15 protein-coding genes are annotated in these 13105 nt (G+C 44.0%); 7 read left to right on the forward strand and 8 right to left on the reverse strand.

Annotated features, from left to right (window positions below):
• The first annotated feature begins 4 nt into the window (after window positions 1–4).
• On the forward strand, window positions 5–2467 hold the full coding sequence (locus tag QZX97_RS09560; RefSeq protein ID WP_295653776.1) for a DUF5686 and carboxypeptidase regulatory-like domain-containing protein: 2463 nt from the start codon (window positions 5–7) through the stop codon (window positions 2465–2467).
• 3 nt (window positions 2468–2470) lie between these two features.
• Here QZX97_RS09560 and QZX97_RS09565 read toward each other — a convergent pair whose 3' ends face one another.
• The gene (locus QZX97_RS09565) at window positions 2471–2962 is read right to left on the reverse strand and encodes a low affinity iron permease family protein (protein ID WP_295653778.1); all 492 of its coding nucleotides are present in this window, start codon (window positions 2960–2962) and stop codon (window positions 2471–2473) included.
• Window positions 2963–3088: 126 nt separating this feature from the next.
• Between QZX97_RS09565 and QZX97_RS09570 the strand changes: the two genes are divergently transcribed.
• Window positions 3089–4282: an MFS transporter gene (locus QZX97_RS09570; protein WP_295653779.1), complete on the forward strand. Its 1194-nt coding sequence runs from the start codon at window positions 3089–3091 to the stop codon at window positions 4280–4282.
• 184 nt (window positions 4283–4466) lie between these two features.
• The gene (locus QZX97_RS09575) at window positions 4467–4631 is read left to right on the forward strand and encodes a hypothetical protein (protein ID WP_295653780.1); all 165 of its coding nucleotides are present in this window, start codon (window positions 4467–4469) and stop codon (window positions 4629–4631) included.
• A gap of 59 nt (window positions 4632–4690) precedes the next feature.
• Here QZX97_RS09575 and lpxB read toward each other — a convergent pair whose 3' ends face one another.
• Entirely contained in the window at window positions 4691–5818 is a 1128-nt protein-coding gene (gene lpxB, locus QZX97_RS09580) for a lipid-A-disaccharide synthase (protein ID WP_295653783.1), read from the reverse strand.
• Between the two features lie 259 nt (window positions 5819–6077).
• Here lpxB and QZX97_RS09585 point away from each other — a divergent pair, with 259 nt between their 5' ends.
• Window positions 6078–6638, forward strand: a complete 561-nt coding sequence (locus QZX97_RS09585; RefSeq protein ID WP_295653785.1) for a hypothetical protein — start codon at window positions 6078–6080, stop codon at window positions 6636–6638.
• Between the two features lie 63 nt (window positions 6639–6701).
• Here QZX97_RS09585 and QZX97_RS09590 read toward each other — a convergent pair whose 3' ends face one another.
• Both QZX97_RS09590 and QZX97_RS09595 read right to left on the reverse strand, forming a co-directional pair.
• Window positions 6702–7760: a hypothetical protein gene (locus QZX97_RS09590; RefSeq protein ID WP_295653787.1), complete on the reverse strand. Its 1059-nt coding sequence runs from the start codon at window positions 7758–7760 to the stop codon at window positions 6702–6704.
• Between the two features lie 113 nt (window positions 7761–7873).
• Window positions 7874–8764: a class I SAM-dependent methyltransferase gene (locus QZX97_RS09595; protein WP_295653789.1), complete on the reverse strand. Its 891-nt coding sequence runs from the start codon at window positions 8762–8764 to the stop codon at window positions 7874–7876.
• Window positions 8765–8847: 83 nt separating this feature from the next.
• Here QZX97_RS09595 and QZX97_RS09600 point away from each other — a divergent pair, with 83 nt between their 5' ends.
• The 3 genes from QZX97_RS09600 (at window position 8848) to QZX97_RS09610 (ending at window position 10939) form a co-directional block, all read left to right on the forward strand.
• The gene (locus QZX97_RS09600; protein WP_295653791.1) at window positions 8848–9021 is read left to right on the forward strand and encodes a hypothetical protein; all 174 of its coding nucleotides are present in this window, start codon (window positions 8848–8850) and stop codon (window positions 9019–9021) included.
• Window positions 9022–9296: 275 nt separating this feature from the next.
• Window positions 9297–10118, forward strand: a complete 822-nt coding sequence (locus QZX97_RS09605) for a hypothetical protein (RefSeq protein ID WP_295653794.1) — start codon at window positions 9297–9299, stop codon at window positions 10116–10118.
• Window positions 10119–10123: 5 nt separating this feature from the next.
• Window positions 10124–10939 carry a hypothetical protein gene (locus QZX97_RS09610; RefSeq protein ID WP_295653796.1) on the forward strand — a complete coding sequence of 272 codons (816 nt, stop codon included), beginning with the start codon at window positions 10124–10126 and terminating at the stop codon, window positions 10937–10939.
• A 1-nt stretch (window position 10940) separates the two neighbouring features.
• Here the strand turns inward: QZX97_RS09610 and QZX97_RS09615 are convergent, their stop codons facing one another.
• The 4 genes from QZX97_RS09615 to QZX97_RS09630 form a co-directional block, all read right to left on the reverse strand.
• Window positions 10941–11234, reverse strand: coding sequence for a type II toxin-antitoxin system RelE/ParE family toxin (locus tag QZX97_RS09615; RefSeq protein WP_295653797.1), 294 nt, complete (start codon window positions 11232–11234; stop codon window positions 10941–10943).
• The gene (locus QZX97_RS09620) at window positions 11222–11401 is read right to left on the reverse strand and encodes a hypothetical protein (protein ID WP_295653799.1); all 180 of its coding nucleotides are present in this window, start codon (window positions 11399–11401) and stop codon (window positions 11222–11224) included. The genes QZX97_RS09615 and QZX97_RS09620 overlap by 13 nt, the downstream gene beginning before the upstream one ends.
• A 180-nt stretch (window positions 11402–11581) precedes the next feature.
• Window positions 11582–12334, reverse strand: coding sequence for an ATP-binding cassette domain-containing protein (locus QZX97_RS09625; protein ID WP_295653801.1), 753 nt, complete (start codon window positions 12332–12334; stop codon window positions 11582–11584).
• Entirely contained in the window at window positions 12331–13062 is a 732-nt protein-coding gene (locus QZX97_RS09630) for an ABC transporter permease (RefSeq protein WP_295653803.1), read from the reverse strand. The genes QZX97_RS09625 and QZX97_RS09630 overlap by 4 nt, the downstream gene beginning before the upstream one ends.
• Window positions 13063–13105: the final 43 nt, after the last annotated feature.

The following is a 13105-nucleotide window of genomic DNA, read 5'->3' on the forward strand; positions in this document are numbered from 1 at the left end:
TTGCATGAAGTACACTTTTACACTGTTTATTTTCCTTTTTTGCGGCCTTAATTTATTTGCACAATTAGTTACCGTGAGCGGTACCATTACCGACCAAAGCAATCATCCCGTCCCGTTTGCCACTGTTTATGTAAAAAATACTACCAGAGGCACATCTGCAAACATCGATGGTAAATACCAACTTCAACTCAATACCGGCGACTACGAGATACTTTACCGAGCCATAGGCTATCATCAGGAAAGCAGGAAGCTCACTATTAAGGCTGATATGCAAGTCAACGTTACCTTGGCCATAGAGGCCTACCAGCTAAAAAATGTAGACATCCATGCCACGGGCGAAGACCCTGCCTATGCCATCATCCGCAAGGCCATAAAAAAACGGCCTTTTTATCTTAAACAGGTAAATGCTTATAGCTGCGAAGTGTATATAAAAGGCTTGCAAAAATTATTGGCAGCGCCCAAAAAGTTTTTAGGTGCCGATATTGATAAAATAGCCCGCGAAAATGGCCTTGATTCAAACCGTACAGGCATCGTTTACCTGTCGGAGTCTGAATCTAAATTTACTTTTATGCAGCCCGATAAGGTACATGAGGAAATGATATCGTCAAAAGTATCGGGCCGTAATAATGCATTCAGTTTCAATCGCGCAAGCGACGTGAAGGTCGACTTTTACAAAAACAACGAAGACTGGGAAGGCTTGAGCAACCGCCCGCTCATATCGCCCATATCTGATAACGCCTTGTTTTATTACCGCTATAAATTACTGGGCACTATTGTGGAGAACGGCGAGACCATCAACAAAATTCAGGTAATACCTCGCCGTGGTTACGACCCCGTTTTTGAGGGTACTATCTATATTATTAACGATAGCTGGCGGCTTTACGGCACCAACCTGTTCATCACCAAAAAAGCCGGGATAAATTTTGTGGATACCCTAAAGGTCGACCAGCAGTTTTATCCGGTATCAAAAACGGTGTGGATGCCGGCTTCTATTCGTTTCGACTTTACCGGGGGCTTTTTGGCATTCCGTTTTGGCGGGTATTTTATTTCGATATACAAAAATTACGACCTCGACCCTAAAATCGAGAAGAACGAGTTTAACGAAGTATTGCGCATTACCAAAGAGGTGAACAAAAAAGACTCTGCCTACTGGAACGCCGAAAGGCCTATACCGCTAACGACCGAAGAAACAACAGACTATAAAAAGAAGGAAGTACTAGCCAAAAAGCGCGAATCGAAAACCTATATGGACTCGATTGACAGCGTCAACAATAAGTTCAAGCTCAGCAGGCTACTCATTGGTTCAGGCATAAACCATAATGACCGATACCATAAAGAGTACATGCATTTTAACTCGGTTTTGGGTTCGCTATCATTTAATACGGTGGAGGGTTTTAACTTTAATTATGATGTAAGGTATGTAAAACAAATAGACAGTTTGAATAATCGATATTTATTGGTACAGGGCGCTATGCGCTACGGTTTTTCCGACAGGTTAGTACATGGCAATATCAACGGAAATATCCCGATAGCGAGCTATAACCTGGGCTTCAAATTCGGGTCGGATGTATTGGATATGAATAATTTGGTGCCTTTTGGTAGCGGCGATAATACATTATACAGTCTCATCCAAAGGCAAAACTTCGAAAAGTTTTACGATAAGCAATTTGCCAACCTATCCCTGTCGCACCGCATTGCCGGTGGCTGGCAGGGTAGCATCGGAGCAGAACTTTCCAAACGCCAATGGCTGTCCAATACCTCATCGTATTCTTTTTTTTACAACGATTCGCGCGAGTATACCAGTAATAACCCCATCCAACCTACCAGCAATGCCCCCTTATTTGCCAATAGCGACGCCTTTAAAGTAGCCCTCCGCACCACTTACGATTTTAGTAACCAATACGAAACCTTCCCTAACGGGCGGCGTTATTTCCCGTCGAAATACCCAACATTGGGCATCAGCTATGTAAAAGGTATCAAAAATATATTTGGCTCTGATGTTGATTATGACGAACTCTCCGCCGATCTGCAAAAATCCGACATTAGCCTTGGCCTGTATGGCAAAACATCGTTTTACCTTGGCGCGGGTAAATTTTTGAATGCAGGCAGTGTATACTACACCGATTATAAACACTTCAACGGTAATTTATTGCAGGTTTACGACACCTCACCCAATAAGTTTTTATTGCTCGATTACTATAAGTACAGCACTGCCAAGCAATACTTTGAAGGACATTTGGAGCATAATTTTTCGGGCTTTATTACCAATAAACTGCCACTTATCCGGAAGCTTAAACTGCAGGAAATTGTCGATGTGAATTACCTCGCCACGCCCGATTTGCAGGGCTATACCGAGTATGGTTTTGGCTTGCAGTACCTCTTTATCAGGGTAATGTATGGCATAGCCTTCAATAATGGGACCAAAGTAAGCCAAGGCTTTAGGTTCTCACTTGCCGGGCGTCGATAGGGGTCAATTCACTTTGTCGAGCGCGATGTTGGTACCTTCTAAAGCTTCTTCCGCTTTTTTCAATTCAATAGCCTCTTCAACCGAATGGCTTTGCGTGTTGGTAGCGGCCAGTTGGGTCAGTTCCACCAGTTTTTGGTAATGCTCATAAAGGGTACGCAGTTCAACTTCGCTTAGGTCTTGTATATTCAGCAGGCGGTTGCTTGCTTTGTTATTGGCTGCTATCAACTCGTTTAGTTTTAACTGTACCGCTATCGATTCCTTGTTTTGTGCCTTCTGTATCAGGAACACCATCAAAAAAGTAATAATGGAAGTACCCGTATTCACAATAAGTAACCATGTGTTTGAGTAACCGAATATCGGTCCGCTGATGGCCCATATCAATATCAGCCCTACGGCAATTGCGAACATAGCCGATGTGGAGCTAAAATCGGTGATGGTATTGCTCACTTTTTCGAAAGCGCCTTTACTTTGTGTTTCGTCGTTTAGGTTGTTCATACTTTTAATTTACGGGTAACCACTTGCCAATTTCGTGCCACTAAGACATATCCCTATCACATCAACAGGTCGAAAAAACAATCAAGTTAAAAGCTTAATGGATAAAACGTTTTATTTGCAGCCTCAATGCGTAATACACCTTTAAAACAACAACCACTGCTCACACCGTCATTACTTTGGGTGATGGCTATAGCTACCGGCTTGGTAGTAGCCAACATCTATTATAACCAGCCCCTGTTGAAGCAAATGGAGGGCACATTTAAAATAACTGAAGGCCGGGCGCAGTTAATTGCGGTGCTTACGCAAATGGGTTATGCTGCCGGTATGTTGCTGTTATTGCCACTGGCCGATATGTTGGAACGCAAACGACTGATGATGTTCGATTTTGTGCTCATTGTCCTTTCGTTGTTGGGCGCCGCGTTTGCGCCAAATATGGCCGTTATGTTGATAGCGAGCTTTTTTATTGGCTTATCATCCATGATACCACAAATGCTGATACCCATGGCCGCGCACTTGACCGGTCCCGAAAACCGTGGTAAAACCGTTGGCTTTGTAATGAGCGGTTTGTTGATGGGTATTTTACTGTCGCGGACCTTGAGCGGTTACATAGGCGCTCACTTTGGCTGGCGGACGATGTTTATAATAGCAGCCGCACTGATGCTTGTTTTATGGGTACTGCTTTATTTTATGCTGCCAACCGTAGAAGCTGAATACGATGGCAACTACGGCTCGCTGATGCGCTCAATGCTCAGACTCATCAAAACCGAACCTAAACTAAGGTTGGCCGCACTCCGTGGCGCTTTGGGCTTTGCCTGCTTTAGTGCTTTTTGGACAACCCTCACCTTTCTGTTAAGTCAGCCGCAGTTTAAAGGCAATAGCCAAACGGCTGGATATTTTGGCTTGGTTGGCGCATTTGGAGCCTTGGGTGCTTCGGTAATGGGGCGGCTGAGCGATAGGGTAAATCCTTATAAACTAACCACAGTTACTATTTTGCTCATCATCGTTTCGTATGTGGTTTTTTCCTTTTCGGGAAGCAGCATGATCGGCTTGGTTATCGGCGTTATCCTGCTCGACCTTGGTGTACAATCAACCCATATCTCAAACCAAACCATGGTTTTCGGCCTCAACCCGCACGAAAGGAACCGCCTTAATACAGTTTATATAGTTTGTTATTTTCTCGGCGGGTCACTTGGAACGTATTTGGCAAGTGCCGTTTGGAACCGCTACCACTGGAATGGCGTGTGCGCCATCGGCCTTGGTTTTTCAACAACCTTACTGCTTGTACACTTGTTTAGCCGCCGCATAGCCGTTACCACCTAAACCGCTCAATTGTACCGACACACTGTAGCTTTTTTTAAACGATAATATTGCACTCTCATATTTTTCTATGATTTAAAATCCTTTTGCCAGCCTGTTTGCGTAGATATGATAACAAGCCATAGCGAAACAATTGTTTGGCATACTATTGGCAATACACAAAGCAACATATTAGAGCGATCAACCTATGAAGACCATAAAGAAACCATCGATAAGCCAATTGCTTACCCGTTTCGATAACGAATTGAAGAATATATTATTGAACGATTTGAAAACGATGAAAGCTGCGAAAAGCGGAGTTTTAAATAGCATCAAACAAGGGATGGACGCCGGTACGTTATCGGCTGCCTGATCAACATATATATCTACCTATTTTTTTATCATCTACCTATGAAAAACAAATCCCGGCCTTTAAGCCGGGATTTGTTTTTTTGTAAGATAGCCGAAAATAAGGGAAGCAGTTTTTCCGGATGCACCGGGTTTGCCCATTCTTTCATCTAATTCGACGTAGTTATCCAGCATTTGCTTGCGGTAAATCTCGTCATGCAATAACAGTTCTAATTCAGCTTGAACGGTTTCGCGTGTATAATCGCCCTGTATCAGCTCTTTCACCACCAACCTGTCCATAATGAGGTCTACCAGCGATATAAACCTGATTTGTATCACTGCCCTCGCTATCCCGATAGAAACAGCGTTCCCTTTATACACCACCACCTGAGGTACATGGAACAATGCCGTTTCCAAGGTTGCCGTGCCCGAAGCTACGATGGCTGCCTGCGCTTTGTGTAATAAGTTGTATGTCGAATTGAACAGCACCGCAATGCTTTGCCCATCAACAAAAAAAGGCGTATAAAAGTCTATGCTGAATGATGGTGCGCCCGCTATCACAAATTGATATCCGGGAAACTGCCTTGCGCACTCCAGCATGGTTGGCAGCAAATAACTGATTTCCTGTTTGCGGCTACCCGGAAGGAGGGCGATGATAGGTTTATCCGACAAGCCATTTGCTTTCCTAAAATCAGTGTCCGGTTTAAAGGCCGTTACAGCATCCAGCAAAGGGTTGCCAACATAGTCAACCTCCATATCCCACTTTTTATAAAAATCAACCTCAAATGGCAAGATACAGAACAGATGGTCAACTGATTTTTTGATTTTTAGCACCCGTTTTTGGTTCCATGCCCAAACTTTTGGCGATATATAGTAGCAAACCTTAATCCCCTGTTTCTTTGCAAAATCGGCAACTTTTAGGTTAAAACCCGGGAAGTCAATCAATATCAGCACATCAGGTTGCCAGGCTACAATATCCTGTTTGCAAAATTTAAGGTTCCCTAAAACAGTACGCAGGTTAGCTATCACCTCCACAAAGCCCATAAAGGCCATGTCGGCATAGTGCTTTACCAAAGTGCCGCCCTCGGCCTGCATCAGGTCGCCGCCAAAATACCTGAACTCCGCATTAGCGTCCAAATTCTTCAACTCCTTCATCAGGTTCGAGCCATGCAAATCGCCCGATGCTTCGCCGGCTACCAGGTAATAACGCATAAATTTATGTTCAGGTTAAACGGATATCCCATCCTGCAAAAGTCTGATTATTTTTTGATGAATTTGTGGAACGCTTATCGTAATTATAAATCAAGGGTCGGAAGGATGTTCTGTAGTCTGTACTATGAAAGTTACATCAAACTGTTGTTTTTTTTGAGAAAATCATAACGAACATAACATTACGGTTACACGTCGAACTTTTTTAGATTGCCACAGTCAGACCTTATAATCAAGGCAAATAATCAAAAACTGACCTAAAATGAAAAAACTATCCCTCACGATACTGGCACTTGTACTAGGTACAGCAGTATTCGCCCAAAACACAGTGCCCTCTATAAAGGGTAACTCGGTAATTACCTACACTTATACACAGGACGGGCAAGACCTGTCGCTCACCCTCACCTTTAGCAGCTTGGGCGACCCGATAAAAATAGACTGGAATATCGAAGGTGTTGGCTCCGGCAATTACGAAATGTCGCCCAAAGCACTCGAGAGTGGTAAAGGCATGGTAATAACAGCCGCTGAACCCGACCAGTTGACCAAGCTTCCCAGCTATCAAACTGTAGCCTGCATATCGAAAGAAGCATTTGCCAACATGGTAAAAACACAAAGCTTCGAGTTTGACGACCTGAAATATACCGTTAAAAAAGATGACAGTGGCACCATCAAGTTAAATGGTAAACCACTGGATGTTTACCATGCTATAGCAACCAACGGCAAAGGCGAAATGTGGATATTGAACAACCCCGACTTCCCCTTGGTTTGCAAAACCAAAGATAATGCCCAGGGTGTTGATATTGCTTTGGTGAGCATTAAATAAGTACTTCTTCCGGATTATGTCCTATAAAAAAGCCCTCGCGTTTGTTCGTGAGGGCTTTTTGTTTTACTGGTACTGTATGTAAATCGGTGCCGGCTTCAATTTCAATACCTCTTCAGGCGTCATCATATGGTTTGGCGCTTTCTTGATGTCGTTTTTGTAGAACAGTTTAAAGCCGGTGAATTGGATCGGTTCTTTATATATCCAATCGCGGTAAGTACCTAATTTCAGCTCCGGTTCGCCCCAGCCGTCCATATCCAAAACAAATTGTATTTCGGGGTGCAGTTTCATGTTTTTGGCATTGGTTACCATTTTACGGGTAAAGCGGTGCAGTATAAATATTTTGGGGGGCAGGTTGTATTTTTTTACCAGGTTAACCAAATAGTTGGTGGTAAAGTTAACATCCGTTGCATCGTATGTGCCGATACGTTTGCCCGGTACACTGCCTTCCTTCATCGAAAACTCCGGGTCAATACCCAAATGCACGTTCGGCATTTTTAAATATTTCTCCAAACGCGGTACCTCGGTTTGTACATTGCTAAAGCCCACTTGTATATCTAAAAACACCAGGGCATGTATGGTTTTGGCGATATGCAAAATGCTGTCAATCTGTTTATCGGGCATGCGCAAATTATGCAGTCCGTTTTTGCCGGGTTCGCCTTGAGCGGTTACGGCTATATAATGCAGTGCCGGCATGGTTGGGGTTTTAGGGTCGGCCTTTTCCCAATGCTTGCGCTCAGCTTGCAATTTGGCAATCATTTCTTTAGGAGGCAGTTCGCCCAAAATGCCCATTTTTTTGGAATACAAATTACCGTAATAAGCTACCACCCTGTAAAAGGGCAATATGGCACCTGGCAAAGGGTAAGGGGTATTTTTAACCGGCCAGCGCCCTGTGGTATCGCCATTGGCCAATCTTTTCATTAACGAGTCGTATTTGGCTTTGTCGAGTGGCGGATAAGTTACCTTAACTGCTGCTGTATCGGCAGCGGGTTTTTTAACAGTATCTGCCTTTATTGTTGTGGCTGCGGCCGAGGCTGTACCTGTTTTATCGCCGGAATGGCAATTGGTAAACGCAATAACCGATGTGGATAATACGATGGCGGAAAGAAGGGTTTTCAATTTCATTTGAATTTAATGAGGCGATAATAACACCAGTGCAAGATACCAAGCTTAACTAAGGCTTAGGGTTAAAAGTTTTTAACAATATTCAATTTTTGTTAACTGTGGATGCAAACTGCCTATGCTTTGTGTTTAAAAAACTTGCCAAAAACACCCAGCGGCAGTTTCGGCCCTGCGGTTGCCTGAAGGTAAAGTTCGCCTATCTCGAGGTTTTGTACTTTCGGGAAAGCGCTTTGCAGCAGGTTTTGTACAATAACCGACGAAAAGCCCAGCGAATATGTATTCAGAATCAAAAAGTGCTCTTCGGGGTCCAATAGTCTTACCACGTCGTGCATCATTTCGTTCAGGCTGTCTTCCAGCTTCCATTTTTCGCCGTTGGGGCCGTGGCCGTAGGCGGGCGGGTCTAAAATAATACCGTTATAGGTTTTACCGCGTTTTACCTCGCGTTTTACAAACTTGAGCGCGTCCTCAACCACCCAGCGTATATCCTTTATGCCCGATAGCTCCATATTTTCGTTGCCCCAGGTAACCACCTGCTTTATCGAATCCACATGAGTGGTATCGGCGCCGGCGGCCTTCGCTATCAACGATGCGCCGCCGGTATAGGCAAACAGGTTTAATACCCGCGGCTGCTCCGCTGTCTTGAATTTTTTGACATGGTGCGATATATAGTCCCAGTTAACCGCTTGCTCCGGGAAAACCCCCACATGCTTAAACGAAGTGAGCGCCATTCGCATGCGGATGCTTACATCATCGTTTTGGTAACCTATGTTCCAGCGGTCGGGCAGCCCTTGGTTCTTCTTCACCCACTCGCCCGAAGTTGCCGAGCGGCCCCTGAATTTAATATGGTGCCTGCGTTGCCATTCCGATTCGCTCAAGGCCTTGTCCCACACCGCCTGCGGTTCCGGACGAATCAACACCAGCTCGCCAAAGCGCTCCAGTTTCTCAAAATCGCCGCAGTCAATCAGTTCGTAATCTTTCCAGTGGGTAGGGGTAAGCAGTTGGATCATTCTTTTTGCGTCATTAAATCATTGGGTCATTTAGTCATTCCCCAAACGCCGACGGCTGCAAAGATAAAAACACATGGGTAAATATGGGTACATTAAAAAAACACATCTTCCGTCTTCCTCCCGATGGCTATCGGGATTACATCTTCCATCTTATCACATGGGTATTTATGGGTATGTGTAATGTGTTCCCGATAGCTATCGGGATGAGCGGATGTCAGCCTGCCGGCTGGCAGGTGCCAATATATAAATGCTTTTGACGCTTTGCGCCATGCGCTACGCGCTTTGCCAAACTCATGGGTATTTATGGGTATCTTTCAAAGAACAATTTGCTCGCCGGTAGATTTGACAACTTTTTAAAAGTTGTCAAATCTTTGGAGGCTATGGGTAAATATGGGTATTCTATAACAATAATTTCCATCAACTCACCGCTCACTACTCACCACTCACCATTCGATACAATATAAGAAAAATCTGTTGCATTTGGAAATACCAATCATAAATAACTATATTTATAGTTATAAACCAATCTTTCATGAAAACAACATTTGCCGCAGTTATGGGTTTGTTATTGGCACTTATCTCCCAAGCCCAAAAACTCCCAAACATCCAGCAAACAAGCCTTTACGCGCCTGAGAATGTTAAAATAGACGGCAAGGCAGACGAATGGGGCAATCAATTTCAAGCTTATAATCATGCTACTGATATTTTCTATACCATAAGTAACGACGATGATAATTTATATGTTGTGGTGCAGGCTACCGATGCGGTGGTTATTAAAAAGATCATTTATGGCAATATTACGCTTACTGTAAATCAAGGAAATAAAGCAAGCAAGAATATTGCATTGAGTGTTACTTATCCCTCGATAGAAAGAAAAAATCAGGGTAGCATTATTCAGAATAAGAACAAATTAGTAAGCATTGCGAACGATGCGGCTGTGAGTAAAACCAACGATTCGTTGATAGCGGTTTTAAATACGCAAATGCTAAGTCTTTCCGGAATAAAAGTTAGCGGGATCGTGTCTTTCAAAGATTCTTTGCTTACTGCCAATAACACTATGGGCATCAAGGCGATGGCATTAATGGATCATAGTCAGGCTTATACCTGCGAGATAGCAGTCCCGCTAAAATACTTAAAGGCTGCCGGTGTTACCAATGATAAGTTGAAATACAATATCAAGCTGAACGGCCTTTTTTACAATACCAATACAACAGTGCAACTATCGGCCGACGGACAGTCCACATTGCGTTCTACACCTGGCTACCCTTCCTTAGAGATGAAAAATACACCTGAAACATTGGTTTTGGATTATGCTACCGACCTTTCAGGAGAATACACCCTCGCAAAAAAGTAATCGCCATGAAAAAGATAACCCTTGTTTTGCTGCTGTTTAGCCTTGCCGCCACCGCCCAAAAACTCCCCAATATCCAACAAGGCAGCCTCTATGCCCCGGCCAATATCAAAATCGATGGCAAAACCACCGAATGGAACAACCAGTTCCAGGCATACAACCACGCCACCGATATCTTTTACACCATCAGTAACGATGACGATAACCTGTATTTGGTTGTGCATGCTACAGATCCGGATGTGCTCACTAAAATAACCAATTGCGGTGTAGTGTTCAGGGTAAATGCTTCAGGGAAGAAGAGTGATGAAAATGCAGCATCCGTTACTTTCCCCATTTTTGAACTTCAATATCATAACAAACCCTATATCCGTTTCACTATTATGGGCCAATTGGCATCTCAACGTAAGGCGGCAGCGTTGAATCCGGATTCGGTAAGCAGGGTGTCCAACAAAAAGTTACACTCAAATGAGAAGTTTATACGCACCAGCGGTATACCGGGTATCGACACGCTTCTTTCAATTTACAGTAGCGAAGGCATTAAAGTTAGCGAAGCATTTGATAACACGATGGCTTATACCTACGAACTTGCTATTCCATTAAAACATCTCAAGCTATCTACTGTAAATCCCACTAAATTTGCTTACCATATACTTTTACCGGGGATTAATGTAGATAGGGATTTCGGGATTACGGCCACAAAGAATGCTAACGGAGTGTTTGTCGTTTCCCTAGCAGCAGGCGCGGAAGCTCCAAAAGGAGACCATCTACCAGCCGTAACGTCAACCACCGATTTTTGGGGAGAGTATATGTTGGTGAAAAAGTGAATTATATAAAGTCTTTGAGTAACCGCGCGGAATGGTGAATACGGATAATTGCAATTTCATTAAAGGACTCTATTTTATAGATGATCCGATAAGCGCCTTCTATCAGTTCTCTTATTAATTCGTTTTCAAATTCGGGGACGATCCGACCCGCTTTTGGCTGTTCAATTAAAATATCTACCCTGTCTACTAATTTGTCAATATATCGGTCTGCATAAAACTTCGAATCTTTTGCGATGTAATCATATACCGATTGCAGATCTTCGAGTGCAAATGCCGTCCAAATTATTTCTGCCATTCACGAACTTTTTGTTTAACCTGTTCATGGGTAAAGGTATTACCGACATTTAACTGATCCAGGCCTTTTTCTACCTTCTCTATCAGTATCAGTTTTTCAATTAAAACATCCAGCTCAAAATCGGTAGGCATATCATTAATAGCCTCGGTAGCCTTTGCTTTATTCATGGGATAAATTTTATACGAATATAATCAATTTTAAATATTTCCTGCCAATCAACGCCCACGGATTTTTGGGGAGAGTATGTTTTGGTGCGGAGGTGAGTGGCAGGATTTAGTTGCAGTAGCAGTCTCTTAAAACATCCAAACTGCCACTCATCCCGATAACTATCGGGACTGCAACTGCTACTATAACTTCTCCTTCGCTGCCCGCATAAACTTACTGGCAAACACAAAGGCGTTCAGTTCGGCATTATCGGTATGGGCTATTTCTTTGTTGGTGCCTTCCCACCAGTTTTGGCCGTCGTTTAAAAAAATGATGTGGTCGCCAATACCCATTACCGAGTTCATATCGTGGGTAACCACCACGGTAGTGGTTTGGAAATCGACGGTAATTTCGGCAATCAGTTCATCTATCAGGATGGAGGTCTTTGGGTCGAGGCCCGAGTTGGGTTCATCCACAAACAAGTACTTCGGCTGCATGGATATGGCCCGTGCAATACCTACCCGTTTTTTCATCCCGCCCGAAAGTTCGGCAGGGAAAAGTTTGTTCTTCCCGGCCAGGTTAACGCGCTCTAAGCAAAAGTTGGCCCGGTCTATCTTTTCGGCCTTGCTCATATCGGTAAACAAATTGAGCGGGAACATGATATTGTCCTGCACGCTCATCGAATCGAACAGCGCCGAACTTTGAAACAGCATGCCGATTTGTTTGCGGATAGGAACACGCTCCACAAAGTGCATTTTGGTAAAGTTTTGCCCATCGTATAGCACCTCGCCCGATGTGGGTTTATGCAGGCCCACAATGCACTTAAGCAAAGTAGTTTTACCCGAACCCGAACTGCCGATGATGAGGTTGTTGCGGCCGGCTTTCAGTTGTACGTTGATGTCTTTCAGCACCACGTTATCGCCAAAGTTTTTGCAAATGTTGATGGTCTCTATCATAGCATGATACGCGATATAACTAAGTCGGCAAATAAGATCATGATACAGCTGAACACTACGCCGCGTGTAGCCGATTGGCCCACTTCCAGGGCGCCTCCGCTGGTATAAAAGCCCTGGTAAGCGCAAATAGAAGTGATGATATATCCAAAAAATAAGGCCTTCACCATCGATACCTGCAAAATGATGGGTTTAAAACCACCTGTCAGGCCCTGTATGTATTCGGCAACGGCCACTTCTTTTGATGCCGCGCAGGCAATGTACCCGCCAAACAAACCCAGCGAAATCGAAATGATAACCAGCAAAGGTATCATGGTGATGCCGGCTATGATTTTGGGAGATATTAAAAAACCCGGCGCGTTTACGCCCATAATTTCGAGCGCGTCTATCTGTTCGGTAACGCGCATGGTGCCAATTTGCGAGGCAATGCTCGAACCTACACGGCCCGCCAACACCAGCGAGGTGATGGTAGGGCTGAACTCCAGTATGGTCGAGTCGCGGGTAATCGTGCCCACTACCGATTTGGGTATATAATCAACCACCAACTGAAAAGCCGTTTGTATGGTAGCCACCGCGCCAATAAACAACGAAATAATGGCCACAATACCCAACGAGCCAATACCGATGGATACCATTTCGCGCATTACCTCGGCCCAATACACGCTGAATTTTTCGGGCTTTTTAAAACTGAGCCGCATCAACAGTATATATCTCCCTAAATGGTATAGCATTCCTATTTATTAATTTGGCTAAAATACGCTTTTTAGTCAAAGT

The organism is uncultured Mucilaginibacter sp. (assembly GCF_903893715.1).
Lineage (GTDB): Bacteria > Bacteroidota > Bacteroidia > Sphingobacteriales > Sphingobacteriaceae > Mucilaginibacter.

What these genes read in the sequence shown, in the direction of transcription:
- QZX97_RS09560 (WP_295653776.1), top strand. Translation starts at nt 5, where the DNA reads ATGAAGTACACTTTTACACTGTTTATTTTCCTTTTTTGCGGCCTTAAT.
- QZX97_RS09565 (WP_295653778.1), bottom strand. Translation starts at nt 2,962, where the DNA reads ATGAACAACCTAAACGACGAAACACAAAGTAAAGGCGCTTTCGAAAAA.
- QZX97_RS09570 (WP_295653779.1), top strand. Translation starts at nt 3,089, where the DNA reads ATGCGTAATACACCTTTAAAACAACAACCACTGCTCACACCGTCATTA.
- QZX97_RS09575 (WP_295653780.1), top strand. Translation starts at nt 4,467, where the DNA reads ATGAAGACCATAAAGAAACCATCGATAAGCCAATTGCTTACCCGTTTC.
- lpxB (WP_295653783.1), bottom strand. Translation starts at nt 5,818, where the DNA reads ATGCGTTATTACCTGGTAGCCGGCGAAGCATCGGGCGATTTGCATGGC.
- QZX97_RS09585 (WP_295653785.1), top strand. Translation starts at nt 6,078, where the DNA reads ATGAAAAAACTATCCCTCACGATACTGGCACTTGTACTAGGTACAGCA.
- QZX97_RS09590 (WP_295653787.1), bottom strand. Translation starts at nt 7,760, where the DNA reads ATGAAATTGAAAACCCTTCTTTCCGCCATCGTATTATCCACATCGGTT.
- QZX97_RS09595 (WP_295653789.1), bottom strand. Translation starts at nt 8,764, where the DNA reads ATGATCCAACTGCTTACCCCTACCCACTGGAAAGATTACGAACTGATT.
- QZX97_RS09600 (WP_295653791.1), top strand. Translation starts at nt 8,848, where the DNA reads ATGGGTACATTAAAAAAACACATCTTCCGTCTTCCTCCCGATGGCTAT.
- QZX97_RS09605 (WP_295653794.1), top strand. Translation starts at nt 9,297, where the DNA reads ATGAAAACAACATTTGCCGCAGTTATGGGTTTGTTATTGGCACTTATC.
- QZX97_RS09610 (WP_295653796.1), top strand. Translation starts at nt 10,124, where the DNA reads ATGAAAAAGATAACCCTTGTTTTGCTGCTGTTTAGCCTTGCCGCCACC.
- QZX97_RS09615 (WP_295653797.1), bottom strand. Translation starts at nt 11,234, where the DNA reads ATGGCAGAAATAATTTGGACGGCATTTGCACTCGAAGATCTGCAATCG.
- QZX97_RS09620 (WP_295653799.1), bottom strand. Translation starts at nt 11,401, where the DNA reads ATGAATAAAGCAAAGGCTACCGAGGCTATTAATGATATGCCTACCGAT.
- QZX97_RS09625 (WP_295653801.1), bottom strand. Translation starts at nt 12,334, where the DNA reads ATGATAGAGACCATCAACATTTGCAAAAACTTTGGCGATAACGTGGTG.
- QZX97_RS09630 (WP_295653803.1), bottom strand. Translation starts at nt 13,062, where the DNA reads ATGCTATACCATTTAGGGAGATATATACTGTTGATGCGGCTCAGTTTT.